Raw genomic sequence first — 26,212 nt, 5'->3', positions numbered from 1 at the left:
ATGGAAGACGAGATGCACCGGGTCGTCGGCATCGACCTGGGCACCACCTACTCGGCCGTGGCCGCCTACCACGCCGAGGACTACGCGCCCAAGATCCTCGCCGATCCCGGACGCGAGGGCGCCGCCGCCGTCGCCATGCCCTCGGTCGTGCGGCTCGACACCGCCACCGGGGTGCTGGTCGTCGGTCACGACGCCAAGGACGCGATCAGCGAAGGGCCGGGCGCCGAGGGCACCCTGGTGGAGATCAAGCGCGAGATGGGAGCGGTGTTCGACGAGAAGCTGCTCGACCGCTTCGGCGCGCGGGGCGTCTACCAGGTGGACGACCCGGTGCGGGCCCGGCTCGGCGACGAGTGGCTGCGCCCGCAGGAGATCAGCGCCCTGGTCCTGATGAAGATGAAGCGGATCGCCGAGCGGTCGCTGGGCGGGGAGATCCACGACGCGGTGGTCACCGTGCCCGCGTACTTCATGGAACGGCAGAAGAAGGCCACCGAGGAGGCGGCGCTGCTCGCGGGTCTGTACCCGCGCCAGCTCATCCCCGAGCCCACCGCCGCGGCCATCGCCTACGGCGTCGACCGGGCCGAGTCCGAGCGGCAGGTCTATCTCGTCTTCGACCTGGGCGGCGGCACGTTCGACGTGTCGATCATCGAGACCCGGGAGGACGAGATCGAGGTCATCGCCACCGCGGGTGACCAGCGGCTCGGCGGCGGCGACTTCGACGACGCCGTGGCGGAGTGGATCGTCCGGGAGCTCGGCGACACCCTCCCCGAGGGCATCCAGCCGCTCCAGGTCAAGGCGGCGGCGGAGGCGGCGAAGCGCGAGCTGTCGCTGCGTTCGGCGACCACCGTCGACCTCGGTGGCGGGACACGCGCGCTGGAACTCGACCGGGGCACCTTCGAGACGCTGATCCAGCCGATCCTCGACCGGTCCCTGAAGCAGGTCGACGAGGCGCTGACGTTCGCCCGGAGCACCAAGGGCGTGCTGCCCGAGCACGTCAACGCCGTCCTGCTGGTGGGGGGTTCGACACGCATCCCGCAGGTCAAGCGGATGCTGCTGGAGCACTTCGACCGGGACGAGGGGTTCGTGCGCGGCGACGCGAACCCGGACACCCTGGTCGCCCGGGGCGCGGCGATCGTCGCCAACCGGTTCGAGGCCTCGCCGGCCTTCGACCTCGCGAGCCGGCCCACCGCCGAGCGGTCCGCGGACGAGCAGGACTACGCCGTCACGCTGATCACGGAGCACACGCTGGGCGTCGGTGTGCAGGACGGTGAGCTCAGCACGCTGATCCCGCGCGGCACCAAGATCCCGGCGCGCCAGGTGCGGACGTACACCAACCCCGACCAGGCGCCCCGTATCGAGGCGGTGATCTACCAGGGCGAGGACAAGTACGTCTACAACAACACCCTGATCGGCACGATCCACCTCGACGACATCGAGCGCCGTCCGCAGGGCTACCACGAGTTCGAGGTCGAGTTCAGGCTCGACGTGAACGGGCTGCTCGGGGTCCAGGTCACCCACACCAACACCGGACGTGAGTACCAGGCGACGTTCGACCAGAGCACGACCATCGGCAAACTGGACGAACTGGCGGAACGGCGAGCGGCACTGGCACGACTGTTCGCGACGGACCCGGACCGCCCCGGGACGGGGAATCCGGCTGCCGGTCAACAGGACGGTGGTTCAGCGGAGTTCACGGTCCCCCCGCCGGTCGGGGGCTCGGGCCCGGTCGTGGGCGCGGGCTCGGGCCCGGCCGGGGCCACGGTTCCGCCTCCGGCTGCCGGCGCGGTTCCGGGCCCGGCCGTCAACGGCTTCCCGGACCCGGTCTCCACCGGCCTGCCCGGCCCCGTCACCACCACCGTGGCCGCACCGGCCACGGCAACCGCGGCCGTCCCCGCTCAGGGCACGGCGGCTCCCTCCCCCGCGGCTGCGGCCGGCGGCGGGATCGACCCCGCCGCCGTACCCGCCGAGTACCGCCGTATGGTCAAGAAGGCCCTGCGCGCGGGCCGGGACGGTCAGGCGCCGCCCGCGCTCACCGCCGCGCTGGGCGCGTTCTGGGACGCGGTGCGGGCCGGGGCCGACGAGGACACGCTGGACGAGCTCGCCGACGTGCTGGAGGACGAGCTTTGATCACGGCCGTGCGGGACTCGCACGCGCACACGGCCGTCGCAGCGGAGCTCGACGCCGAGTACGCCGGTGTCGGCTGGTGGGGCACCCTCTATCGCGCGCCGCACCGCCGCCGGTGGTACCGGCTGATCCCCGTCGAGGAGGTCGACGGCGACCAGCGCTCGGAACTGCTGGCCTGGCACACCCGGCCGCGCAGGCCCGAACTGGTTCCCGTGGTACCCGGCGAGCAGGGTGAGCAACGGCAGCTCGCGGGGCGCTGGTTCCAGGTCGTCAGCTACGAGACCGACGCGCCCCGCGCGCTCGCCGACGCCCTCGCCGAGGACAGCGCCGCCGCGCGGCTCGCGTCCGTGGCGGCGGCACTGCGCGCGCTCCCGGCCTGGCGCGCCGCCATCGGCCCCGAACTGGTGGCCCTGCCCGCGGACATCGTGCTGAGCGGGCACGGCCCGCTGCTGCTGCCGCTGCCCGCCTGGGGAGCACCGTCGGTCGGTCAGCTCTTCGCGGAGCCGCAACGGCTGGCGCACCTCGCGCCACAGGCCGCGCGCGGTCTGCCGGCCGGCGACCGGGACCCCGCGCTGCACGCCCTGGGCGTCGCGGCCCTGAGCTGTTTCGAGGCGCCGCGGGACGCCGATGCCGAACGGCTCCTGCAACGGGCCGCCTGCGCCGCCGTGTTCGCGGACCGGCCGCACGGCGGCCGGCTGCCGTCCTGGACGCGGCGCGTGGAGCCGGTGCGGGCGGCGCACGAACAGCTGCGCGCCCTCACCTCGGGGACGCGGACCGTCGATGCGCCGCGCCTGGCCGGCATCCTCGACGAGGCGCGGCGCGCGATGGACCCCCTGGTCGCGGTGGCCGCGCTCCGTGCCGAGGGCCGGCCGCGCAAGGCCGTCGGACTCGCGCACGCGGCCCTGGTCGACAGCCCGGGCTACCCCCTGCTGATCCTGGCCGCCGAGATCGCCCACCAGGACCTGGGCGACCCACTGGAGGCGCTGTCGCTGCTGGAGCGCGCGGTGCAGACGGACCCGGCGCGCAGCGAGGCGTACACCGCGCAGCTGTCGATCATCGGTGGTCTGTGGGCGGTCGTCCAGGGACGGCTCGCCGGGGCCACGGACGGCTCGTTCGCCCACCGGCTGCTGACCACGGCCCGCACGGCGTTCGACCGGCTGCCGCCCGACCGGCGCCGGGAGCACGCCCACGAGATGGCCGTGTGTCTCATAGGGCAGGGCGAACTGGCCGAGGCCAACGCGTTCGCGCACCGCTGGCTGCACGACGGCGCCACGCTGATGTGGTGGCGGCTGGACCTCATGCTCGACTACGCCGACACCTTCCTGCTGCTCGGCAGGCTGGACGAGGCGGAGCAGGTCGCCCAGCAGGTCGGCGCCGGGTTGCGGCGTCTGAGGGAGAACGGTCAGATGGGCCGACGCGAGATCCATGAACACGGCATGCGGTACGCGGAGTTCGTCCGGGAACTGCACGACCGGCGCGACGGCGGGAGCCGCGGATGACCACCATGCTGACGACGGTCGTCCTGCCCGTGCTGCTCCTCCTCGTGCTGGCCGGTGCCGGGTACTTCCTCCTGGTGCTGCCCAGCCGCTGGCGGCTGCCGTACGAGCAGTCGCTGGCCCTGCTCGACAGCGACGACCGCGACGAACTGGAGCGGGCCGACCGGCTGCTGGGCCAGGCCGTCAACGCGGGACCACGGGGCCGGGCGCTGGACCGGATCCGGTTCGCCCAGGCCTGTGCGCGGGCCATGCTGGGGCGCTACGAGCCGGCCCGCTACGCCGCCGCCGCGACCGTCGTCGACGAGCTGATCGCCTCCGAGGGCCGCACGGCGGACACCGCCTACCTCGAACTGTGGGTGCAGGCACAGCTGAAGAACCACGACCGCGTCACCGACCTCTACGCGGAGCACACCGCGCTGCTGGACTCCCGTGCGCCAAGCCGCCGGATCGCCGCCGTCTCCCACCTCCAGCTGGCCGTCGAACACTGGCGGCGGCGGGAGACCGACGGGGCGCTGCACCACTTCGACCGGGTCCGGGAGCTCGGCGAACTCACCGACCGGATCCCGCCGGAGGTGAACGACCTGCAACTGGTCAAGGGCGTGCAGTCGGTGTTCGACGGGCGCACCGAGGACGCCCGCGAGGCGTTCACCGGCGCCCGCGAGCGGGCCCGGTCCCGTGGACTGCCCACGGTGGAGGCCGAGTTGGGGGTTCTGGTCTGTGACTGGGCGGACGGGGACCCCGCGGAGCTGGGCGAGCGGCTGGACCGGCTGAGCCGCCTGGTGGCGGATCTCCCGGCCGACGAACCGGCGACGGGACCGCTGCGCTCGGGCGTCGCGGTGCTGCGGCTGGTCGCGCTGGTGCGGGAGTGGCTCGGCAGGCCCGCCCTGTCCGGCGCCCCGTCGCCGTCCGACGTCGAGGAGCTGGAACGGCGGGCGGCCGCGGTGCGCGAGGCCGATCCCGACCTGGGTGACGCCGCGCTCGTCGAGGGCCTGGTCCGCTACTGGTTCGCCCTGAGCCGGCCCGAGCGCGAGCAGGCCCTGGACGTGCTGGACAAGGGCAGGAACCTCGCCCGGGGCATCACGCTGCCCGAGGTGCTGGACCTGATGGAACGCGAGCGTGCCCTGGGCGACGACGGGGACGCCCTCTCCCGTTACCTCGCCCTGGTCAGCGAGTTCCTCGACGACCCGGACCGTTCGGCCGAGGACCGGGCCCACTACCGGCGGCTGAAGGAGAGGTTCGCGCAGTTCCGCGGTGCGGACGACCTCGACACGACGCCCGTCCCCCGCCAGCGGGCCCCCCACGACGACCTGCGGCGCCGCAACGAGGCACTGCGCCGCCGGGTCGAACTGATCGTGTACCCGCGCCTGCGCGACCTCCCCGAGGACGCCCCCGCCAAGGCCGCCCTGCGCGCGCTGATGGAGGAACTCGAGGCCGCTTCCCGGGTGTACGGCGACGGCGCCGAGGTGCTGCACCGAGCGGAGCACAAGCTCATCACCACCACAGGAGAGATCCTGCTGCCCGAGGAGAGCGATGACCAGGATCGTGCCTGAGCGCATCACGCCCAGGCGCCGCACGCCCGGGTGGACGGCGGGCCTGCTGCCCGGGCGGGGCCGTACGTTGGACCGCGCCGCGCTGCTCGACCGGCTCCCGGCGGTGGAGAGCCGGCCCGCGGCGGACGAGAAGCAGCTCTTCGAACAGGCCGGACTGGCCCGGGTGCTGCTGCTGATGGTGAAGGTCGACCAGGAGTCCGAGTACCTGCTCTGCCGGGAGCTGGCCGCACACGCGCTGGGTTCGGTGCCCGACCCCGGCGAGGTGCCGGGGCTCGGGGAGTCGTCGGAGTTCGGAGGGGAGTACGCATGACCGGTCCGTCGGACGACCGCCACTCGTTCCGGGACGTCGGCGCCGTCCAGTCGCTGCGGACGCCGTCCTTCGAGTTCGCGGAGGTCACCCGCCACACCGACCTCGCCGAGCACGACCGGCGGCTGGACGAACTGGCCCGCCGGGCGAGCACCGCGCCGGTCGTGGACCGCCTGCTGGAGCTGTCCGCCGTCGCCCCCGACACGCTCCAGGAGATGTCCCTCGTCATCGGCGACGACGGCGAGGACCTCCTGGAGGACGGCCGGGCGAACGCCCACGCCGGTGAGTACGGCACGGCCCTGGAGCTGCTGACCGAGTACCTCCAGGGTCGCCCCGGCCACCAGGAGGCCCGCTACCTGCGGGCGTTCTGCATGTACCGCCTGGACGGGCAGGACCGGATGGAGGCCCTGCGGATCCTGCGTCCGCTGCGCGACGAGCCGATGGCGGACGGCCTGCGCGAGCAGGTCCGCGAGCTGCGCCGGGAACTGCGCCGGCTGCTCACCCCGCCGGAGGTCGGCGCCTACGCCCGTACGGCCCGCTCGGACCCCCGCGCGGCGCTGGAGCGTGCGCAGGCGTACTGGGAACTGGCCCCGGAGGAAGGGGCTCTGTCCTGTCTGGTGGCGCTCGGCCAGGCCAGGGGCGGCGCGCTGGACGAGGCCCTGGAGACCGCCACCCGGGGCGCCGCGGAAGCGGATGCCGACCGGGAGCAGATCGCGGCGCTGGCCCGCAGGCTGCTGCTGCCGTATCTGCGCCCGGCGGCGGCCCCGGCCGTGGCGGCCTTCAAGGCCCGCGACCCACGGCTGGCGCGCGCCGAACTCTCCCGGATGGAGCCGCGTTGGCGGCACAGCGCCGTCATCGAGGACTTCGACGCCTACCTCGCGCTGTGCGGCACCGGCTGGGCCGGCACCTCACCGCCGGCGCCACGGCTGCCCGACGACCGCGCCGACGACGTCTACTCGCTGATCGCCGAGGCGGACGGCCAGACCGCCGCGACGCTGCTGCGGGCCGGTCTGGCGGAGGCGGCGGAGCAGGCGCTGGCCCGGGTACTGCCCCTGGTGCCGGGCTTTCGCTGGCTCAACTTCCTCTACGCGGCCTGCCTGCTGCGCCTGGGCCGCGATCCCGAACGGGCGGCGGCCTGCGCGGAGATCGCCGCGCGGGACGCCGGCCTCACCCAGGCCGGTGAGCTGCTGGCGGCGATCCGGGGCTGGCAGGAGGCCACGGTGATCAACCCGGCGGTGGAGGAGTACGTCGCCGCCATGAAGTCGGTGAGCGGCGGGGCGTCCCCCGACGGTCTGGCCCGGCTGCGCACCCGGCTGACCGTGCTGCGCGGCGGCCTGCCCACACTCCGGGCGGCGGCCCTGACCGAGCAGGGCCGGCAGGTCGTACGGGAGCTGGAGAAGGCGATCGGCCAGCGGCTCGGGGAGATCGGGGACGCCATGACCGTGGCCGAGCTCTACGACAGGTACGAGGCCGTGATGGCCCCGGTGCAGGGGGGCGTCACCGGCCTGGCTGCGGCGGACCGGCTGGCCCGCGACCTGGACGGCTTGGCCACGCGGATCGGGGACGTGCGCCGGGCGGCCGGGAAGGGCACGGTTGAGGACCCGATCGGGAAACTGGCGGAGCTGGTGGCCACGCGCCGGGCGGAACTCGCCCGGGTCCGCACCGGATTGCTGGTGTCGGACCTCGTCGAGCGGTTCAACGACCTGGTGCAGCCGACCCGGCACCCCGGGTCTTCGGGCCTGCCCCCGGCCGTGCTCGACGCCCTCCAGCCGCTGCGCCCGGACCCGTACACCCTGCGTACGCGGCTGCCCGGGATCCGCGAGGAGGCCCGCGGGCTCCGCCGCACCCACAAGAAGACGCTCACGGCCCGGGAGACCCAGCTGCTCGACGAGCTGATCGCCACGATCTCGAAGGTACTGGGATGACGACGGACACCACGGCCACGGCGTCCGGCACCGACGACTGGGACGTGTTCATCAGCTACGCGCGCGAGGACTACATCCACGCCAAGGACCTGTTCGACGCCCTGAGCGGCTGTGTGACCGCGGACGGTGCCGCGCCGAAGATCTACCTCGACGTGTCCACCACCAGCGGCACCCCGGTCGGCGCGGACTGGCAGGGCTTCCTGGAGGACGCGCTCCCGCGCAGCCGCCGTGTCGTGGCGCTCTACTCGTCGACGTACTTCGACAAGCACGTCTGCCAGTGGGAGCTGCACGAGGCGCTCAAGCTGAACCCGCCGGAGGGCGGCCGGCTCATTCCGCTGCTCATCGATCCGGGAGCGGTGGCGAAGGTGCCGTACAGCGTGCACCGCATCAACTGGATCTCCGCGGCCCGGCCCCACTGGATCGACGAGGTGTGCAAGGCCGTCGGGCTGCGCCCGGCCGAGACGGGTGCCGTCCTGCGCTTCGACACCCCGGTCACGGGCGCGGTCGCCGGTCACACGCTGCCGCCCCTGCGGGTGACCGGCACGACGCCGGACGGCATGTCCCCGTGGCCGTCGGGGGCCACGGTCACCCTGACCGCCGAACCGCCCACCGCGGACCTGACCGGCACCCTCTCCGCGACGGCCACCGGCAGCACGGCGGTCTTCGCCGACCTCGCGTTCCGTACGCCCGGGGCGCGGGTCCGGCTGGTCGCGACCGCCCCGGGCTGCGAACCGGTGACGAGCCCGCCCTTCGAGGTGCGGGCCCCCGACGAACAGCCGTCCTGGGACGAGCCGGACCGCCCCGTCCTCACCGCGCGCGGGCACCCGGTCTTCTTCCCCGACGGCCGGGCCCTGGCCGTGCGCGACGGGCGGACCCTGACCGTGCACACCGCGGAGCACGAGGTGGCCGGTACGGCGGAGCTGAGGGAGCGGCCGCGGCTGTGGGCGCGCGGGGAGCGCTGTGTCGCCGTCGCCGACTGGTCGGGGCGGGTGGTGCTGGCGGCACCCGACGGCCGGATCCGGGCCGTGGACCTCCCGGCGCCGCACGGGGGGCGGCTCAACGTGCCGGGGGCCCTGGCCTTCGACGGGGACGTGCTGTACGCGGGCATGTGGAGCGGGCAGGTCTGGTCGGTGTCGCTCGACGCCGGGGAGCCGCAGCCCGTGCTGCACCACGCGGCGGGCGTCCAGGTCCTGGCGGCGGACGGCCCGGGCCTGCTGGTGGGCGGCCTGGACGGCGGGCTCACCCGGTACACGGACGGCCGGGCGGACGGCGCGCACCTGCTGGAACCGGTGCTCCTGGCGGCCACGCGGATACGGAACTTCGCGCTGGTCGTCGGGGAACACCAGGTGTACCGGCTGGACTTGACCGGTGGACGGCTGCTCCGGGTCACCCAGCCGGTGACGGCGATCACCGGGACGCTGCCGGGCGGTGAACTGACGGCGATCGTCGACGCGGCCGGGCAGGGCGTCTGCTTCGACGCCGAACTGGCGGTGCGGACCGGGTTCGCGACCGTGCCGGGCGCGCGGCCGGTGGGCACCGGTGCCGACGGGCGGCTGCTGGTCATGGAGTGCCCCGACGGCTCCCACACCCTCGTCCGTGACGGCCGCACCACCTATGTCTCCGGCTTTCCGATGGCCGTCTCCCCCGACGGGCGGCGGGCGGCGGTGTCGGACGGCGAGCGGCTGCTGATCCTGTCTCCCGAGGAGCTGGAGGAGTCGTCATGACGTCCGGTGGGACTCTGGAGAACCGGCCGGAGGTGCTGCGCCGCCTGGCCGACGGGCTGTGGTCCGATCTGGAGGAGGGACGGCCGCTCACCCAGGGCCAGGCGGAGGCGGCCGTCGAGGCGGCCTTCCGGATCGGTGTGCATCCCGCCACCGACCCGGCGACGGCGCTGACCCTGCTGACCCGCGCCCACCGGCTGGACGGCACCAACCCCAAACACCCGTACCACGTGGGGCTGCTCTACCTGCGCCACGGCCGGCCCGACGCCGCCGTGCGCTGGTTCACGGCGGCGGCGGAACTGTCCCCCGGGAACCACAGGGTCTGGGCCCATCTGAGCCTCGCGTACCGGATCATGGGCCGGCAGGGCGAGAGCGCGGACGGCGAGCACCGGTCGCGGGCCGAGACGATCGCGGCCAAGGTCCGCGAGGGCCGCCACGACTTCCTGCCGGAGGACGGTGAGGACACCCTGCCCGGCGAGGACGGGCAGAGCGCGCAGGCCGGCCCTCCGGCGTCCGGCCGGCCGCTGCTGCGCCCCGGCGCCTGCCGCTGGACCGGTGTCCACGACATGGCCGCCGACAGCCGGCTGCGCGGCAACACCACCACCCAGACCCGGGACGTGCTCGCCGCCGAACTGGAGGGCATCGCCGACCTGTCGGGCCGCCACCGGGGCCGGACGGCGGCGTTCACCGTCCTCGCCGTGCAGTGGATGGTGTACGGCTACCCGGTGGCGACCGTGCGCCGCCTGACGAAGCGGCTCCCGCCGGACGACGGCCCGGCGGCGCGGATGCTGCACCTGGTGTGCGACCTGTTCGAGGCGGACCTCCAGGAGCTGCCGGACCGGCTGGCGGTCTGTCTCGCCGAGCGTTCCCTGCCGGACGTCCTCGTCGCGCTGATCCACCGCAGGCGCCTGTTCCGCCGTCCCTTGCGCTTCCCGGACCCCGGTGCGCACGCGGCGGCTCGGGAGTTCGACGACGGCGATCCCGACCGGCACGAGAAGGCGCTGCTGTCGGCCGCGCGCCAGCTCTCGGCCGAGCCCGCCGCCCCGATGGCGGACGTCGCGCCACCGGACGGCCCCGGCGAACAGGGCCCGCGGGACCCCGACGGGCGGCTGGCCTGGTTCGAGGAGGCCGCCGCCGCTCTGACCGCCCTCGCGGCGGACGCCCGGGCGCATGCCAAGGCCCTGGCCGCCGCCCAGGTGGCGGACCCGGCCGGTTACGCCCGGGTCGCCGGGGACCGGGACGTGCTCACCGATCTCCTGGAGCGTCTGGAGGCCGTACGGCAGGACCGGCTGGAGGAGCTCCAGCGGTTCCAGGACCGTGATCCCTCGGGTCTGGTGATGGCCTTCGAGGAGTTCCAGCGGCGGCTCGGCGCGTGCCAGGCCTCGTTCCAGGAGCCGCTGGGCAGTCTGCGGACCATCCTGACCAAGCGGGTCGCCAAGCGACTGGCGCCGAAGGAACGGGAGTTCGGTACGGCGGAGCCCGCCCCGGGCCCGGAGGCGCTGGCGCTCCGGCAGCGCCTGTCCGCCCTGGAGACGGGCCCCGACGGCACGCCCGCCCCCGACGACCAACTGGCTCTCCTGGAGGAGACGGCCGCCCGGCTGGCCGCTCTCACCACGGACGCCCTCGACCACGCCAAGGCACTCGCCAGGGCCACTGTCGCCCAGGAGCCGGACTACGCCCGTGTCCTGGGCGACCAGGAAGTCCTCCTCCGGCTGGTCGACCGGCTGGAAGCGGTGCGGCTGGACCGGCTGGGGGCGGTGCAGCAGCTCAAGACCGCCGAGGCGCCGTCGAACGGCCTGGTGATGTCCTTCGCGGAGTTCCAGCGGCGGGTGGAGGAGTGCGAGACACGGTTCCAGGAGGGGCCGGGGGGACTGCGCAACATTCTCAGCAAGCGGGTCCGCAAGATCCTCGCACCGAGGCGTGCGCAGTTCGCGGACACCGCCCCCGCGCCCTCACCGGCCGCCCTGGATCTCACGCGGCGGCTCACCGCCCTCGCCCCGGACGTCGACTCGCACCTCGGCTCGGACGTCGGCTCGGAACTCCAGCAGGCCCCCGGCCCGTCGTCCTCCACTGCCCCCGCCACGGCCGTCACACCGCCGCCCGCCGCCCCACGCCCTTCTCCCCCGCCGCCGGATGCCCAGGCCGGTCCGCGCGAACGGGTGCGCCACGCCCTGGCCGTCGCCGAGCAGGCTCTCGACGCCAACTTCGCCGAGGCCCGGCGGACCCTGGACCGCTATCCGGCCGGGCTCAGGCACCGTGACGCGGTGGTGATGCTGCGGACCTGGCTCGGCGGACTGCAGGCCGAGTCCGACCAGCGGCTGGGACGATCGGAAGCGGCCCGGCGGGGCTGGAACGCCATGCTCGCCGACGACCCCCTGCATCCGGCCGTACTGCGCAACCTGGCGGTCGCGCACACCACGGCCGGCGACCTCGGCCAGGCCGCGCACGCCTGGCGGCGTCACCTCGAAGCGCTGTACCTGGGGGCCGTGCTCGACGGGGATCTGCGCCGCGGCGCCGCCGAACGCGCCGAGCTGCACCGCGTGCTGGCCGCGTCCTTCGGCACCGCCCCGCTCTGCCCGCGCTCCACGGACGACCGGGCAACCGAGCAGGACACGCAGCAGGTGGTGCCCGTGCTGGCCAGTGCCGGAAAGGTCACGGCCGCCGTCGCCCATCTGCGGCTGGAGGAGCTCAACCACATGCTGGCCCAGCGCGGCCCGACCCTGCTGCTCGGCGTCGGCCGCTCCGTCGAGGAGACCGCTCTGGCGGCCGCCCGGGACCGTCGCAAGGCCACCGTCGCGGAGACCGTACGGCTGCTCCCGGCGAGGACCAGGGCGGGCTTCGGGAAGCTGTGCGAGGAGATGATCGACGCGGCGTACGAGGCGGCGTCCACGGCTCGGGGGCGTACCCGGCGCGCGGGGGACGAGGCCGAGGAGGAGGCGCACCTCGCGTGGGCGCGCGACCGGATCCGGTGGAAGCACCGGCTCGACGGCGCGGTGCGGGGCCAGGGTTCACAGTGGCCGCTCACCGAGTACTCCGGTGACGTGCTCGCGGGGCTGCGCCGGGTCGACTCCCTGCCCCTGGACCCGGCGGACCCGGGGCTGCTCGTGAGCGCGCAGAAGCTGGGGCTGGGAAGCGACGCCGGGAAGGTCGTCGAGGAGTACAACCGGCTGGCCGAACACGCCGCGGACTTCGCCCTGGCGTGTATCCACGAGGCCGCCGAGCAGGCGGCGTCCGGGCCCGCGACGCGGCACTTCGCCGACCGGTTCCGGCGGACGACCCGCTCCTGGGGGCGCAACGACGACGTCATCCCCGAGCGCTGGTCCGCCGCCCTGGACGACCCGCAGCGTCTCTACCACCCGTCCATCGAGTCGGCGTTCGCGCTCCTGGAGAAGCTGCGCACGGCCCGCCGTCTCGCCGACGAGAGGGAACGCGGCGTCCTCACGGCCGCCGCGACCGCCCTGGAACGCTGGGTGGAACGGCTCCCCGGCGCCACCGGCCCCGCCCGCACCCTGGCCGTGGTCCTCGGCGCCCTCGACCGGCACGACGAAGCCGGGCGGGTGCTGGCGCGGGCCCTGCGCGAGGCGTTCAGCGCGCGGGGGCGACGTCAGGTCGCCCTGTCGCAGGTCCGTCTCGACCTCACCCGCGAAAGGTTCGCCGAGGCCGTGGACCGGGTGCGGGAACTCCTGCTCCACGATCCCGACGACACCCCGCTGCGCCGCCTGCTGATCGATGCGTACGACAGCTGGATCACATCGGGGAGGGACGTACCCGAGCCGTCGGCCATCGCCGCGGAACTCGGGCGGTGGACGGATGCCGAGACCGTGCGGGACCGTCGCACGCTGGTGGTGAAGGCCGTCCTGGCCAAGGACCGCAGCGGACTGGACCCCGTGAGCGCCGCGCGTTCGGTCGCCGAGGACCTGGGGCGGGTGTGCGCGCTGGACCCGGGCGACGTGGGCGCCCACGAACAGCACGTGGCCGCGCTCTACGGGCACGCGGTGGCGGTGCGCAAGGAGATGCGGTCCACCACGGGCAGGGCGCGCGCGGCACTGGGTGAGCGGCTCAAGGAGATCCGCGCGCGGTGCGCGGACCGAGCGACGGACCTGCTGGAGTCCGATCTGCTCACCGACGACGAGCGCCGCGGGCGGATCCGCGAGTTCCTCCGGGCCGTCCGCCCGGAGGAACCGCCGGATTCGCTCAGCTCGGGTCGGGGGTGAGCCGCACCGCGATCGAGTTGATGCAGTACCGCTGGTCGGTGGGCGTGGGGTAGCCCTCGCCCTCGAAGACGTGCCCGAGGTGCGATCCGCACCGGGCGCAGCGCACCTCGACCCGGACCATGCCGTGCGACCGGTCCTCGATCAGCTCCACGGCGTCGGTGTCCCTGGGGTCGTAGAAGGACGGCCAGCCGCAGTGGGACTCGAACTTGGTGTCCGAGGTGAACAGGTCCGCTCCGCAGGCGCGGCAGGAGTAGACGCCCCGGGTCTTGGTGTCGGTGTACTCACCGGTGAAGGCGGGCTCGGTGGCCGCCTGCCGCAGGACCGCGTATTCGCCCGGGGTCAGTTCCGCGCGCCACTGCTCGTCCGGCTTCTCCACGTCGTACGGCATGAGCCTCCAGCCCCTCAGTTCGACAGACGGTCCAGGATGAGCGGGCCGAGGTCGGTGACGTCGCCCGCTCCCATGGTGAGAACGAGGTCACCCGGCTTCGTCATTCCCGCGACGACCGCCGGGACGTCCGCCTTGTCGCGCACCGGCGTCACGTCGGCGCCCGCGGCCCGGGCCGCCTCGATGATCAGCTCGCTGGTGACGCCCGGGATCGGGTCCTCGCGCGCCGGGTAGATGTCCAGCACGACGGAGGCGTCCGCGAGGGCGAGGGACTGGCCCATCTCCTTGCCGAGCTCCTGGGTCCGCGAGAAGAGGTGCGGCTGGAAGACGACCAGGATCCGGGCGTCACCGGCCGCGGCGCGCATGGCCTCCAGGTCGGCGGTCATCTCGGTGGGGTGGTGCGCGTAGGAGTCGATGACCTGGACGCCCGCGGCCTCGCCCTTCAGCTGGAGCCGGCGCTTCACGCCGGTGTACGCGGCGATCGCCGGCGCCAGCTCGGCCGCCGGGATCCCGAGGGCCACGCCCGCCGCCAGCGCGGCGACCGCGTTGTGCGCGTAGTGCCGGCCGGGGACGGAGACCGTGAAGGTCAGCTCCTGCCCCTCCAGCATGACGGTGACCTCGCTCTTCAGCCCCTGCGGCACGACCGACAGGACGCGCACGTCGGCGTCGCCGGACTCGCCGTAGGTCACCACGGTCACGTCGCGTGACCGGACACGGCGGGTCAGTTCCCGGGCGCCCTCGTGGTCGGCGGCGATCACCAGGGTGCCGCCCTCGGTGATCCGGTCCACGAACGTCTCGAACGACGCGTAGATCTCGTCCATCGAGGCGTAGTTGGCGTGGTGGTCGAGTTCGACGTTGAGGACGATCGCGACCTCGGGGGCGTACTTGTGGAAGCTGCGGTCCGATTCGTCGGCCTCGGCGACGAAGATCTCGCCCTCGCCGTGCAGCGCGTTGGAGCCGGGCGCGTCCAGGTCCCCGCCGATGGCGTAGGAGGGCTTCAGGTCCAGCTCGCTCAGCGACACGGCCAGCATCGACGTCGTGGTCGTCTTGCCGTGCGTTCCGGCGACGGCGATCGGCCGCAGCCCGTCCATCAGGGCGGCGAGCGCGTCGGAGCGGTGCACGACGGGGATGCCGAGCTCGGCCGCGCGGGCCAGCTCGGGGTTGTCCTGCCGGATCGCCGACGACACGACCACACAGCTGGCGTCGTCGGCGAGGTGCCCGGCGGCGTGCCCGATGTGCACGGTCGCGCCCAGCGCCCGCAGCGCCCCGGCCGTGGCCGACTCCCTGGCGTCGCTGCCCGCCACGGCGGCGCCGCGCTGCGCGAGGATCTTCGCGATCCCCGACATGCCGGCCCCACCGATCCCGATGAAGTGCGGTCGGTCCATGGCGGGAGGAAGGCCGGCTGCCATGCGTGTCTCCAAGTCCGGGTGACGGGGTTAGCGGGGCCCAGCCTATTGCGTGCGCGGAGCCGGCCTGCCCATCAGGGGCGCGGGGAACTGCGCGAACGGTCACGAACGGCCCGCACCCGGAAGAACCCCTCGCGACCCGCCCCTGCCTACGCCTTGCTGTGGGAGAACAGCTTCAGCACCGGCACCCCCACCTTGTGCCGGGCCCGCGAGGCCCAGTCGCGATGGAAGAACTCCTCCACGTAGTGGGGATCGGTCAGCACGATGACCTCGTCCGCCCCGGCTTCCTCCACCAGGGACTTCAGCGCGTCCAGCGGATGGTCCTCGATCAGCCGCCCCTGCGCGGGATGGCCCGAGGTGCGCAACGCGGCGAGTGACACCTCCAGCGCCCGCTGCCCCACGCTCAGGGCCTCCTCGCCCTCCGGTGTCTCCCCTTCCCGCACGGCCTCGTCGAGCTCGCCGAGCGCCACGTCGTCGATGGCGCGCAGCAGGCGGTCCGCCTGCTCACCGCGCGGCTGGAGCAGCACGTGGAAGGAGACCTGCTCCTCGCCGTGCAAGGTGGTGACGAACTCCACGTCGGCCGACGTCAGCGCCTTCTCGATCATCAAAACGCTTGTGAACACCAGGCGCCCCTTCTGCTCCGGGAGCCTATGGCCCCCAACTCCTGCGCGGGCCGCAACGGGCCTGCGGAAACCATCCTGCCCCGTGCTCGCACGGGCACTGCCGGATCCAGTGTGCCTTCCGGAAACCGAACGGAACGGCATATTCCACCGATGAACGGACCGACGGTGAGATTCACCCCCGCTTGCGGACGAACCGGCCGCCGGCCCGTCGCCCGGCCGCCGACACCTCCTACCCCGGGTGCGGACTTTCAGTACGCCTCACGGGCCCGTGCGTACCGCGTGAACAGGAAGCCGTCCTCCTCCAGCATCGACACCAGGCCGAAGCGGTGCGGGACCGTGACGGCGGGCCCCCCGGCGATGCGCTGGGCGTCGCCCGCCGTGAGCATCGGGGAGAGGGTCAGGCACAGCTCGTCGAGCACGTCCGCCGCGACCATCTGCCCGAGCAGCCGCGGGCCGCCCTCGGTGAGCAGCCGGGTGTGACCGAGGTCGGCCAGGGCCCGGACGGCACGGGCGGGGTCGACGCCGACGCCGTCCCCGGCGGTCACCACCCGGGCGCCGGCCTTCTCGGCGGCGGCGACGCGGTCCGGGGCGGCCGCGGCGCCGGTGAGGACGAGGGTGGGCACCAGGGGCGAGGTGAACAGCGGGAGCGAGAAGTCCAGGTCGAGACTGGCGGAGACCACCGCGATCGCGGGTGCGGGCCGCTGCCCGGCCGCCTGCCGCATCGCCGCGAAGTCCTCCCGCACGCGGGCCGGGCGGTACCCCTCCTTGCGTACCGTCTCCGCGCCGACGACCACGACGTCCGCGAGCGCCCGCAGCGTGCCGAAGATCCGCATGTCGGTGGCGCAGGAGATGGGCTGCGAACGGCCGTCGTGCTGGGCGGCGCCGTCCAGCGTGGACACCATGTTGGCGCGCAGCCACGGCACCGGCCCGCCGGGCCCCGGCCCGGGATAGGCGTACGCGGCGGCCAGCTCCGCCAGGCCCCACTCCCGCCCGGCGCCCTCACCGGACCCGCCACCCGGCGCCGGAGCTGCTGTTTCATCGGTCACAGGGAACAGACGTCGCATGCCGTGCAGTGTTCCACGCGCCGTAGCATGGTGAACCGTGTCCTCTCCCCTGGCCCCCTCCGGATCCGGCCCCATAACCGACCCGGCCCCGCTGTCCCTGTGCGCCCGTGAGCCGCATGTCCCCGCGGACCGGCTGGTCGCCGAGATGGTGCCGCCGCCGCGGTTCGACTCGGTCCGCTTCAGCACGTACCTCCCCGACCCGAACCAGCCCAGCCAGACGGAGGCCGTCCGGGTCCTGGAGGGTTTCGCGGCGGGCCTCGGCCAGGGCGGGACCGCGGGGTCCGGCAAGCGGCGGCTGTTCGGCTTCGGCAAGGCGCCGAAGAAGGCTCCGGCGGGCCCGCGCGGCGTCTACCTCGACGGCGGGTACGGCGTCGGCAAGACGCACCTGCTGGCGTCCCTGTGGCACGCGACCCCGGCCGAGCCGGAGCTGAAGGCGTTCGGCACGTTCGTGGAGCTGACCAACCTGGTCGGCGCGCTGGGCTTCCAGCAGACCGTGCGGACGCTGTCCGGTCACCGCCTGCTGTGCATCGACGAGTTCGAGCTCGACGACCCGGGCGACACCGTCCTGGTCTCCACGCTGCTCGGCAAGCTGGTCGACGCGGGCGTGGCGCTCGCCGCCACCTCCAACACGCTGCCCGGCAAGCTCGGTGAGGGCCGGTTCGCCGCGGCCGACTTCCTGCGCGAGATCCAGGGCCTGTCGGCCCACTTCCGGGCCCTGCGCATCGACGGCGAGGACTACCGTCACCGCGGTCTGCCCGAGGCGCCGGCGCCGTACTCCGACGAACAGGTCACCGGCGCCGCGCACGCCACCGAGGGCGCCTCCCTCGACGCGTTCTCGCCCCTCCTGGACCATCTGGCCCGGGTCCACCCCAGCCGGTACGGCGCTCTGACCGACGGGATCAGGACGGTCTGCCTCACCGGTGTGCGGCCCGTCCCGGACCAGTCGACGGCCCTCAGACTGGTCGTCCTCGCGGACCGGCTCTACGACCGCGAGGTGCCCGTGCTGGCCTCGGGCCTGCCCTTCGACCAGCTGTTCAGTGACGAGATGCTGAACGGCGGGTATCGGAAGAAGTACTTCCGGGCCATCTCCCGGCTGACCGCGCTGGCCCGCGACGCGGGCCGACTCGTGGACCCCCGGTAGCCACAACTCCATTACCGCGCCAACCACCCGGCGGGCAGGGCTTGTTCAAGCCATACCCCCTGCGGTTTTCAGGCTCTCTTCAGCTTGAAACGTTAAGTTAACCCTGCAAACGACCTTGCAGGGTTAACGTGTTTCTTGACCAGCCGTTGACCATCTGTTGGTCCGCGCTAGAGGCGTGAAATCACCGGGAGGGGGGCGCATGCACCGAGGTCGCACGGCATGGACCGTGATCGCGGTCCTCGCCGCCGCCCTGCTCGCCCTCCAGCTCTTCGCACCGACCGCGTCCTTCGCAACCGCGTACACCCACAGCCAAGCCAAGGCCAAGGCTCAGCCCGGGACACACCCCTCGGGCACACCCTCGCGCCCCGGACACAAGCCCATCGGGAAGGCCCTGCACGACGAGACGGCCACCTGCCGCTCAGGACACCACGGGGACCCGACCGGCCCCCTGCGGACCCGCGACCGGTCCCACACCGCCGGCTTCGCGCCCTCGGCGCCGCAGCGGCCCCTGCGCCGGCACCTACGTCCGGCCGATCCCGAACAGGCCCGGCCCGGCGCCGCGCACCACCACGCGTCGAGATCCCCGGCCTCGCACACACCGGCGGCCCTGCAGATATTCCGCTGCTGAGCGGTACGGCACCCCCCACCACCACCCTTGTCATGCCCGTCCGACGCGCCCCCACTCGCGCGCCAGGAGGAGTCACCACACTCATGCAACCCCTCATCGACAACGCCCGCACCTTCGGACAGCGCCCTGAGGAGTTCGCCCATCTCGCCGAGGGCCAGTCCCCCGACGTCCTGTTCATCACCTGCTCCGACTCCAGGGTCGTCCCGGCCCTGATCACGGGCGCCCGCCCCGGAGAGCTCTTCGAACTGCGCACCGCGGGCAACGTCGTTCCCCCGCACTCCTTCGAACACCCCACCTCGGAGGCCGCCACGATCGAGTACGCCGTGGAGGTCCTCGGCGTCCAGGAGATCGTGGTCTGCGGCCACTCGCACTGCGGCGCCGTGGGCGCGGTGGTACGCGGCGACGACCTCGACGCCGTACCGGCGGTGCGCGACTGGCTGGCACGCGCCGCCGACGAGCCCGCCTGCGCGGACCCCGCCGACCCGGCCGTCGCCGAGGGCGTGCAGAACCACGCCCTCGCCCAGGTCCTGCGCCTGCGGTCGTACCCCTGCATCGAACGCCGGCTGGCGGAGGGCCGGCTCGGCCTGCACGCCTGGTTCTACGAAGTGCACACCGGCATCGTGCGCGAACACCGCGGCGACACCGACTCCTTCGAGAAGCTGTGAGGGGCACCATGACCAAGTTCCCTTACCTCAGGCAGGACTTCACCGCCTCGCTCGTGGTGTTCCTGGTCGCGCTCCCGCTGTGCGTGGGGGTGGCCGTCGCCTCCGGTGTCCCGGCCGAACTGGGCCTGATCACCGGCATCGTGGGCGGACTCGTCACCGGATTCCTGCCGGGCAGCAGCCTTCAGGTGTCCGGGCCGGCCGCCGGGCTGACCGTGCTGGTCTTCGAGGCCGTCGACACCTACGGGCTGCCCGCACTCGGCGTCGTCGTGCTGGCCGCCGGCCTGCTCCAGCTCCTCATGGGCGCGCTGAAGCTCGGCCGCTGGTTCCGCGCCATCTCGGTCTCGGTCGTCGAGGGCATGTTGGCCGGAATCGGTCTGGTCCTCATAGCGGGGCAGCTGTATGCGACGGCCGGGCTGAAGGCACCCGCCTCCGGCGTCGACAAGATCCTGGGCCTGCCCGGTGCCGCCGTCGACGCGGCCGGCAGCACGGCGGCGCTCACCTCCCTCGCCCTCGGCGCGGCCACCATCGCGGTGATGGTGCTGTGGAAGAGGCTGCCCAAGAAGGCCCAGGCCGTGCCCGGCGCGCTCGCCGCGGTGATCCTGGCGATCGCGGCCAACGCCGTCTTCGACCTGCCGGTCGCCACGGTCGAGGTGAAGGGCCTGCTGGACTCCGTCCAGCCGCCCGGCCTGGACGCCTTCGGCAGTGTGGGCATCGGCATCGTCGGCACGATCGTCGCCTTCACCCTGATCGCCTCCGCCGAGAGCCTGTTCAGCGCCGCCGCCGTGGACCGGCTGCACGACGGCCCGCGCACCCGGTACGACAAGGAGCTGATGGCGCAGGGCGCGGGCAACACCGTCTGCGGTGTGCTCGGCGCGCTGCCGATGACCGCGGTCATCGTCCGCAGTTCGGCCAACGTCAGCGCGGGCGCCAGGACCAAGGCGTCGCGGGTGCTGCACGGTGTGTGGCTGCTGCTGTTCGCCGCGCTGCTGCCGTCCACGCTGGCCCTGATCCCGCTGCCCGCCCTCGCCGGCATCCTGGTCCACGCGGGCTGGAAGCTGATCCCGTTCGCCAAGATCGTGCCGCTGTGGAGGCAGCACCGGGGCGAGGCGCTCATCCTGATCGTCACCGCGGTGTCGATCGTCGCGGTGAACATGTTCGAGGGCGTGCTCATCGGACTGGCCCTGTCGGTCGTCAAGACCGCCTGGGAGGCCTCGCACATCAAGCTCGAGATCATAGACAAGGGGGCCGGTCCCATCCAGGCCCACCTGTCCGGCAACGCGACCTTCCTGCGGCTGCCGAAGATCCTCGACAGCCTGGAGAGCCTGCCGCAGGACCGCCCGGTCGAGCTGGACCTCTCGGGCCTGCACCACCTCGACCACGCCTGCCGCACGGCCCTGGAGAACTGGGCCGCACGACACAGCGCGACGGGCACCGAGCCCGTGAAGGTCACGGAAGCCGAGGCGGCCCCGGCGGAGAAGGCCACCGCCGTCTGACGTCTGTCCTACGGATCACCCGGCACAGGTCCGGGGCGCGCGGCCTGCGCGTCCCGGACCTGCGTGTGTCCGCCCCCGTTCCGCCCCCGATTCCGGCCCGGGCACCGGGCATGGCCCCGCGTCCGGGTTCGGGCATATCGTTACAGAAGCAGACGGATTCGGACCTCTGAACGGGGAGGTCGGCATGGTCGAAGAGGTGCTCGGTGTGGTGGCCGCGGTCGGGGCCGGTGCGCTGGTGTATCTGGCCTCCGCGGCGCGGGTCGTCAAGCAGTACGAGCGGGGGCTCGTGTTCCGGCTCGGGCGTCTGCGCGGGGACGTGCGGCTGCCCGGGTTCAACCTGATCGTTCCGGGGGTGGAGCGGCTCCGGAAGGTCAACATGCAGATCGTGACCATGCCCATCCCGGCCCAGGAGGGCATCACCCGCGACAACGTGACCGTGCGGGTCGACGCGGTGGTGTACTTCAAGGTCGTGGACCCGGCGGCGGCGATCGTGAACGTCGAGGACTACCGCTTCGCCGTCTCGCAGATGGCGCAGACCTCGCTGCGCTCGATCATCGGCAAGAGCGAGCTGGACGACCTGCTGTCCAACCGCGAGAAGCTCAACCAGGGCCTGGAGCTGATGATCGACAGCCCGGCCGTCGAGTGGGGCGTGACGATCGACCGGGTGGAGATCAAGGACGTCTCCCTGCCGGACACCATGAAGCGCTCCATGGCCCGCCAGGCCGAGGCCGACCGGGAGCGGCGGGCCCGGCTCATCAACGCCGACGCCGAGTACCAGGCCTCCAAGAAGCTGGCTCAGGCCGCCCGTCAGATGGCCGACACGCCCTCGGCGCTCCAGCTCCGGCTGCTCCAGACCGTCATGGCGGTGGCGGCGGAGAAGAACTCCACCCTCGTCCTGCCCATTCCGGTGGAGCTCCTGCGGTTCCTGGAGCGCGGCGGGCAGCCTCCCGCGCAGGGCCCGGCACGGGCGCAGGGCACGGACCACGGGGAGGCGCCGGGACAAGCGCGGGCCCAGGACCACTTGGAGGAGGCGGGACACGCGGGGGCCACGGAGCGCGCGGAGATCACGGAGCGCGCCGTCGGCCTCACTGAGCAGGCCGGAGAGGCGATGGAGCGGTTGCGGCGCGCGGTGGAGCAGTGACCCGCGCTACGCGCGTGGTTCCCGCTGCCCGCACCAGGTGATAGACACAGCGGGATCACAGTTCCTGTCCGCCAGCAGGAAGGTTTCCCCATGACCGCATCCGGTCGCTCCGCAACACGACGTCAGATGCTCGCCGGAACAGGCGCCCTGGGCGTCGGGATCGCGTTCTCCGGCGCCCTGTCCGAGCTGTTCACCGGCACCGCCGCCGCCCAGGGCATGGGCCGCACCGGCTACGGCCCGCTCGTCCCCGACCCCAAGGGCGTCCTCGACCTGCCGGAGGGATTCTCCTACCGGATCCTCTCCCGCGAAGGTGACCAACTCCGTTCCGGCGAGGGCAAGGTGCCCTCCAACCACGACGGCATGTCGGCCTTCCCGGGCCGGGGCGGCCGGGTCCACCTGGTCCGCAACCACGAGAACCGCGCCGACGGCCGGAACCCGGTCCCCACCGTCGAGGGCCTCACCTACGACCCGGCCGGCAAGGGCGGCTGTACGGCGCTGACGCTGGACTCCCGCAACCGGGTGCAGTCCGAGCGCGTCGCGATCGCCGGTACGGCCGTGAACTGCGCGGGCGGGCCCACCCCTTGGCACACCTGGCTGACCTGCGAGGAGACCGAGGACAAGGCCGGCACCAACGGCTACACCAAGGACCACGGCTTCATCTTCGAGGTGGACCCGGCCGACCCGCACCGCACCGGGGCCGTGCCGCTGGCCGCGATGGGCCGTTTCGCGCACGAGGCGATCGCCGTCGACCCCCGGCGGGGCGTGGTGTACGAGACCGAGGACGCCTTCGAGAAGCCCTTCGGTCTCTTCTACCGTTTCCTGCCGGAACGGCCGCTGGGCGGCAGGGGTTCGCTGCGCGCCGGCGGGCGGCTCCAGGCCATGCGGGTGCCCGGGGTGCCCGACCTGTCGTCCATCCAGGACGTCGGCGCCGAGTTCGACCACATCGAGTGGGTCGACGTCCCGGACCCGCAGGCCGCGCGGACGCCCATCCGGTTCCAGGACTTCGGCCCGCGCGGCATCACGCACGCGCAGAAGCTGGAGGGCTGCTACTGGGGCGGCCGGTCCGTGTACTTCGTGTCGTCCTTCGCACGCCGGTCCGACGGTTCGGCCGCCGACCACTACGGGCAGGTCTGGCGCTACGACCCGGAGCGCCGCCGGCTCACCCTGGTGATCGTCTTCGGCCCGGACACCGATGTACAACTGCCCGGCGAGTCGCCGGACAACATCTGTCTGGCCCCCAGCGGCGGCCTCATGGTGTGCGAGGACGGCAACGGGGCCCAGTACGTCTTCGGCGTCACCCGGCGCGGCCAGGTCTACGCGATGGCCCGCAACCGGCAGGTGATCACATCAGCCGCTACCGCGGCGGGCGGCGCCCCCGAGGAGCCCGAGTGGGGTGAGTTCGCCGGGGTGACCTTCTCGCCGGACGGCGACACGATGTACGTCAACTGCTACACGCCCGGCACCACGTTCGCGGTGACGGGCCCCTGGTGCCGGTAATCGGCTGAGCGCTGCGGATCGCTCCACCGCGGACCTCCCGCGGTGGGGCGATCCGCCCGCCACTGAAGCGGACACAGCGGGGTACTCGGCGGTCATGGGCGAAGAACAGCAGGTCAGCAGCTCGTACTGGCTCGAGACCGCACCGGACGGGCACCACCCGGTACTGGACGAGGATCTGGAGGTCGACGTCGCCGTGATCGGCGCCGGGATCGCCGGTCTGAGCACGGCGTGGGAGCTGACGCGGGCCGGGCGGAGCGTGGCCGTACTGGAGGCCGGGCGGGTCGCGGCCGGTGTCACCGGGCACACCACCGCCAAGGTCACCGCGCTGCACACGCTCGTCTACGACAAGCTGCGGCGCACCCGCGGCCCCGAGGGCGCCCGGCTGTACGCCCGCTCCCAGTCCGAGGCGATCGATCACGCGGCCCGGATCGCCCAGGACCTGGGCGTCGACTGCGAGTGGGAGACGCGGAGCGCCTTCACCTACGCGCGCGACCCGGGCCGTGTGCCGCAACTGCGCGCCGAGGCGGAGGCCGCGGCCGAGGCCGGGTTGCCCGCCTCGTTCGTGACACGGACCGGCCTGCCCTTCCCCGTGGCGGGCGCGGTCGAGGTCACCGGGCAGGCCCAGTTCCATCCGCGCAAGTACCTCCTGGCCCTCGCCGCCGACCTCGTCGCACACGGCGGGCGGATCTTCGAGGACACCACCGTCCTCGGCCTGGACGAGGGCGAGCCGTGCAGGCTGTCGACCGCGACCGGGGCGACCGTCCGGGCCCGGGACGTCGTCGTCGCCACGCACTACCCGATCTTCGACCGGGCCCTGCTGTTCGCCCGGCTGTCCACCCGCCGCGAGCTGGTCGTCGCCGGGACGATCCCCGCCGGGCAGGACCCGGACGGCATGTTCATCACGCCCGACGAGGACACCCGCTCGGTGCGCACCGCGCCCCACGAGAGGGACGACCGGCGGCTGCTCATCGTCACCGGTGAGCACTTCACGCCGGGCACGTCCGACCCGCGGGCCCGGCTCGAACGCCTCACCGCCTGGGCCACCGGCCACTTCCCCGACCTGGAGGTCACCCACCGGTGGGCCACCCAGGACACCGAGCCCACGGACACCGTGCCGATGGTCGGCCCGCTGCACCCCGGTGCCCGGCACGCCTATGTGGCCACCGGCTTCGGCGGCTGGGGCATGACCGGCGGCATCATGGCCGGCCGGCTGCTGACCGCGCAGATCACGGGCGAGGAGTGCGCGTGGAGCGGGCTGTACGACCCGCGCCGGCTCAAGAGCGCGGTGCGTGAGGCGCCCGCGTTCCTCAAGACGCAGGCCAAGGTCGCCGGGCACTTCGTGGGCGACCGGCTGCGGCCCTCCCCGCCGGTGGAGTCCCTGCCGCCCGGCGAGGGCGCCGTGGTCCGGGCCGACGGCCACCGGGTCGCGGTGTACCGGGACGAGGAGGGCGGCCTGCACGCCGTGTCCGCCCGTTGCACCCACCTGGGCTGCCTGGTCGACTTCAACGCCGCCGAACGCGCCTGGGAGTGCCCCTGCCACGGCTCCCGCTTCGACACCGACGGCAAGGTGATCCAGGGCCCGGCCACCAAACCCCTGGAACAGCGGGACCTGTGACGGCTCGCCCCGGGCCTGCGCTGGGCGCACCGGCCGGGCGGTGCCGCGGCGATGACCAGGGCCGCCCCGGCCAGGGTCGGCAGCGGCAGCGGCAGCGGGACGGTACCGCTCTGCGCGCCGGTCACCAGGCCCCGCACGGCCGCCTGCGCGAGTGAGCCGGTCGCCACCAGGGACAGCGGCGCCGCGAGCCGCCGCGGCAGCGGGGGACGTGCCGCTGCCGTCGGCGCCCTCGATGCGGACGAACCGGCCCGGAGCCACCGCCAGGTCGGCACCGCTCAGCACCCAGGGCCCGCGCGGACCATAGCGATGGCCCGCGTCGCGCAGGCACGGGCCGGGTCGCATGCGGCCAACCTGCACGATCTCCCTGCTGGCACACTGGGTTTCGTGAGCGAAGACCCCACGCCCCCGCGCCAGAGCGACAGTCCCTTCCGGTCCGAGCCCTCGGCGCGCGACGAGGCACCGCAGTTCGTGCTGCCGCTGGTCGTGCGGATCGAGAAGGCCGAGCCGCCCGCGCGCACGGACGCGCTGGAGACCGCCGCGCGGGGCGTGCTGACGATCCTGGCCGACGAGCGGTCGGCCGGCGAGGGCGAGTGGGCCGGGGCGATGCGGGACTGGCAGGACGCCCGGATCCGCAAGGTGGTGCGGCGGGCCCGGGGCGCGGAGTGGCGGCGGGCCGGGGCGCTGCCCGGCATCACGGTCACCGGCGCGTCGGCCGAGGTGCGGGTCTTCCCGCCCGTCCCGCTGGACGGCTGGCCCAAGGATCTGGCCCGGCTCCAGGTGTCCGGCACCGACCTCGACGACCCGCAGCCGCCGGTGGACGCGGACCCCGCGGCCCCCGTGCTGTGGCTGAACCCCGGCCTCGGCATGTCGGCAGGCAAGGCCATGGCCCAGGCCGGGCACGCCGCGCAGCTGGCCTGGTGGGAGCTGTCCGGCGAGCAGCGGTCCGCCTGGCGCGCCGCGGGGTTCCCGCTCGCCGTACGGACGGCCGAGGCGGCCCGCTGGCCCGAACTGACCGGCCTGGGGCTGCCGCTGGTGCGCGACGCGGGGTTCACGGAGATCGCGCCCGGCTCGTGCACGGTGGTCGCGGACCACCCGGCGCTGCGCCGGGAGCGGCACGGGTCCGGCCGCGCGGCGGCCACCCGTTCGCAGTAGTCGCGGGCGCGCCTGTCCCCGGCGAGTGCTCCAGTGGGGTTACCAGCCGACCCGACCCCGGAGGCAGC

19 protein-coding genes are annotated in these 26,212 nt (G+C 73.7%); 15 read left to right on the top strand and 4 right to left on the bottom strand.

The window, feature by feature from the left end:
- Genes ACFZDE_RS24580 through ACFZDE_RS24550 form a run of 7 tightly spaced genes read left to right on the top strand, consistent with a single transcriptional unit; the run spans position 1 to position 13,334 of the window.
- Positions 1 to 2,124: an Hsp70 family protein gene (locus ACFZDE_RS24580; protein WP_391203042.1), complete on the top strand. Its 2,124-nt coding sequence runs from the start codon at positions 1 to 3 to the stop codon at positions 2,122 to 2,124.
- Positions 2,121 to 3,620 carry a hypothetical protein gene (locus ACFZDE_RS24575; RefSeq protein ID WP_391203039.1) on the top strand — a complete coding sequence of 500 codons (1,500 nt, stop codon included), beginning with the start codon at positions 2,121 to 2,123 and terminating at the stop codon, positions 3,618 to 3,620. The genes ACFZDE_RS24580 and ACFZDE_RS24575 overlap by 4 nt, the downstream gene beginning before the upstream one ends.
- Positions 3,617 to 5,167, top strand: coding sequence for a hypothetical protein (locus tag ACFZDE_RS24570; RefSeq protein ID WP_391203036.1), 1,551 nt, complete (start codon positions 3,617 to 3,619; stop codon positions 5,165 to 5,167). The genes ACFZDE_RS24575 and ACFZDE_RS24570 overlap by 4 nt, the downstream gene beginning before the upstream one ends.
- Positions 5,148 to 5,477 (top strand): hypothetical protein, encoded by a 330-nt coding sequence (locus tag ACFZDE_RS24565; protein WP_391203033.1) that lies wholly within the window; start codon positions 5,148 to 5,150, stop codon positions 5,475 to 5,477. Before ACFZDE_RS24570 ends, ACFZDE_RS24565 begins: the two co-directional genes overlap by 20 nt.
- Positions 5,474 to 7,399: a hypothetical protein gene (locus ACFZDE_RS24560; protein WP_391203030.1), complete on the top strand. Its 1,926-nt coding sequence runs from the start codon at positions 5,474 to 5,476 to the stop codon at positions 7,397 to 7,399. Before ACFZDE_RS24565 ends, ACFZDE_RS24560 begins: the two co-directional genes overlap by 4 nt.
- The gene (locus tag ACFZDE_RS24555; RefSeq protein WP_391203027.1) at positions 7,396 to 9,123 is read left to right on the top strand and encodes a TIR domain-containing protein; all 1,728 of its coding nucleotides are present in this window, start codon (positions 7,396 to 7,398) and stop codon (positions 9,121 to 9,123) included. The genes ACFZDE_RS24560 and ACFZDE_RS24555 overlap by 4 nt, the downstream gene beginning before the upstream one ends.
- Complete coding sequence (locus ACFZDE_RS24550; protein WP_391203024.1) at positions 9,120 to 13,334, top strand: hypothetical protein; 4,215 nt, start codon at positions 9,120 to 9,122, stop codon at positions 13,332 to 13,334. The genes ACFZDE_RS24555 and ACFZDE_RS24550 overlap by 4 nt, the downstream gene beginning before the upstream one ends.
- Here ACFZDE_RS24550 and msrB read toward each other — a convergent pair.
- From msrB to ACFZDE_RS24530, 4 genes are all read right to left on the bottom strand, one after another.
- Positions 13,315 to 13,722 (bottom strand): peptide-methionine (R)-S-oxide reductase MsrB, encoded by a 408-nt coding sequence (gene msrB, locus ACFZDE_RS24545; RefSeq protein WP_390994137.1) that lies wholly within the window; start codon positions 13,720 to 13,722, stop codon positions 13,315 to 13,317. The two genes, ACFZDE_RS24550 and msrB, sit on opposite strands and share 20 nt — an antisense overlap.
- Positions 13,723 to 13,736: 14 nt before the next feature.
- A complete protein-coding gene (murC, locus tag ACFZDE_RS24540; protein WP_391203021.1) occupies positions 13,737 to 15,128 on the bottom strand; it encodes a UDP-N-acetylmuramate--L-alanine ligase in 1,392 nt (463 codons plus the stop codon).
- A 146-nt stretch (positions 15,129 to 15,274) separates the two neighbouring features.
- On the bottom strand, positions 15,275 to 15,748 hold the full coding sequence (locus ACFZDE_RS24535; RefSeq protein ID WP_390994139.1) for an indole-3-glycerol phosphate synthase: 474 nt from the start codon (positions 15,746 to 15,748) through the stop codon (positions 15,275 to 15,277).
- Between the two features lie 248 nt (positions 15,749 to 15,996).
- Positions 15,997 to 16,812, bottom strand: a complete 816-nt coding sequence (locus ACFZDE_RS24530; protein WP_391203018.1) for a pyrimidine reductase family protein — start codon at positions 16,810 to 16,812, stop codon at positions 15,997 to 15,999.
- Positions 16,813 to 16,849: 37 nt separating this feature from the next.
- Here ACFZDE_RS24530 and zapE point away from each other — a divergent pair, with 37 nt between their 5' ends.
- The 8 genes from zapE (at position 16,850) to ACFZDE_RS24490 (ending at position 26,144) form a co-directional block, all read left to right on the top strand.
- Entirely contained in the window at positions 16,850 to 17,953 is a 1,104-nt protein-coding gene (gene zapE, locus ACFZDE_RS24525) for a cell division protein ZapE (protein WP_391203015.1), read from the top strand.
- Positions 17,954 to 18,152: 199 nt separating this feature from the next.
- Positions 18,153 to 18,581 (top strand): hypothetical protein, encoded by a 429-nt coding sequence (locus ACFZDE_RS24520; protein WP_391203012.1) that lies wholly within the window; start codon positions 18,153 to 18,155, stop codon positions 18,579 to 18,581.
- Between the two features lie 83 nt (positions 18,582 to 18,664).
- A complete protein-coding gene (locus tag ACFZDE_RS24515; protein WP_391203009.1) occupies positions 18,665 to 19,246 on the top strand; it encodes a carbonic anhydrase in 582 nt (193 codons plus the stop codon).
- An 8-nt stretch (positions 19,247 to 19,254) separates the two neighbouring features.
- Positions 19,255 to 20,739 (top strand): SulP family inorganic anion transporter, encoded by a 1,485-nt coding sequence (locus tag ACFZDE_RS24510; RefSeq protein WP_391203006.1) that lies wholly within the window; start codon positions 19,255 to 19,257, stop codon positions 20,737 to 20,739.
- A gap of 184 nt (positions 20,740 to 20,923) precedes the next feature.
- Entirely contained in the window at positions 20,924 to 21,880 is a 957-nt protein-coding gene (locus ACFZDE_RS24505; protein WP_391203003.1) for an SPFH domain-containing protein, read from the top strand.
- Between the two features lie 90 nt (positions 21,881 to 21,970).
- Positions 21,971 to 23,377 carry an alkaline phosphatase PhoX gene (locus ACFZDE_RS24500; protein ID WP_391203000.1) on the top strand — a complete coding sequence of 469 codons (1,407 nt, stop codon included), beginning with the start codon at positions 21,971 to 21,973 and terminating at the stop codon, positions 23,375 to 23,377.
- A gap of 94 nt (positions 23,378 to 23,471) precedes the next feature.
- Complete coding sequence (locus tag ACFZDE_RS24495) at positions 23,472 to 24,992, top strand: FAD-dependent oxidoreductase (RefSeq protein ID WP_390994146.1); 1,521 nt, start codon at positions 23,472 to 23,474, stop codon at positions 24,990 to 24,992.
- Between the two features lie 384 nt (positions 24,993 to 25,376).
- Positions 25,377 to 26,144, top strand: coding sequence for a peptidyl-tRNA hydrolase (locus tag ACFZDE_RS24490; RefSeq protein WP_391202997.1), 768 nt, complete (start codon positions 25,377 to 25,379; stop codon positions 26,142 to 26,144).
- Positions 26,145 to 26,212 lie beyond the last annotated feature (68 nt).

The sequence above is a fragment of the Streptomyces sp. NPDC007929 genome (genome assembly GCF_042959065.1).
Lineage (GTDB): Bacteria > Actinomycetota > Actinomycetes > Streptomycetales > Streptomycetaceae > Streptomyces.
Note: the sequence above shows the minus strand (reverse complement) of the source record. Positions and strands in the feature narration are given on the sequence as shown.

Coding starts and splice junctions, on each gene's coding strand:
- ACFZDE_RS24580 (WP_391203042.1), top strand. CDS start 1: ATGGAAGACGAGATGCACCGGGTCGTCGGCATCGACCTGGGCACCACC.
- ACFZDE_RS24570 (WP_391203036.1), top strand. CDS start 3,617: ATGACCACCATGCTGACGACGGTCGTCCTGCCCGTGCTGCTCCTCCTC.
- ACFZDE_RS24565 (WP_391203033.1), top strand. CDS start 5,148: ATGACCAGGATCGTGCCTGAGCGCATCACGCCCAGGCGCCGCACGCCC.
- ACFZDE_RS24560 (WP_391203030.1), top strand. CDS start 5,474: ATGACCGGTCCGTCGGACGACCGCCACTCGTTCCGGGACGTCGGCGCC.
- ACFZDE_RS24555 (WP_391203027.1), top strand. CDS start 7,396: ATGACGACGGACACCACGGCCACGGCGTCCGGCACCGACGACTGGGAC.
- ACFZDE_RS24550 (WP_391203024.1), top strand. CDS start 9,120: ATGACGTCCGGTGGGACTCTGGAGAACCGGCCGGAGGTGCTGCGCCGC.
- msrB (WP_390994137.1), bottom strand. CDS start 13,722: ATGCCGTACGACGTGGAGAAGCCGGACGAGCAGTGGCGCGCGGAACTG.
- murC (WP_391203021.1), bottom strand. CDS start 15,128: ATGGCAGCCGGCCTTCCTCCCGCCATGGACCGACCGCACTTCATCGGG.
- ACFZDE_RS24530 (WP_391203018.1), bottom strand. CDS start 16,812: ATGCGACGTCTGTTCCCTGTGACCGATGAAACAGCAGCTCCGGCGCCG.
- ACFZDE_RS24520 (WP_391203012.1), top strand. CDS start 18,153: ATGCACCGAGGTCGCACGGCATGGACCGTGATCGCGGTCCTCGCCGCC.
- ACFZDE_RS24515 (WP_391203009.1), top strand. CDS start 18,665: ATGCAACCCCTCATCGACAACGCCCGCACCTTCGGACAGCGCCCTGAG.
- ACFZDE_RS24510 (WP_391203006.1), top strand. CDS start 19,255: ATGACCAAGTTCCCTTACCTCAGGCAGGACTTCACCGCCTCGCTCGTG.
- ACFZDE_RS24505 (WP_391203003.1), top strand. CDS start 20,924: ATGGTCGAAGAGGTGCTCGGTGTGGTGGCCGCGGTCGGGGCCGGTGCG.
- ACFZDE_RS24500 (WP_391203000.1), top strand. CDS start 21,971: ATGACCGCATCCGGTCGCTCCGCAACACGACGTCAGATGCTCGCCGGA.
- ACFZDE_RS24495 (WP_390994146.1), top strand. CDS start 23,472: ATGGGCGAAGAACAGCAGGTCAGCAGCTCGTACTGGCTCGAGACCGCA.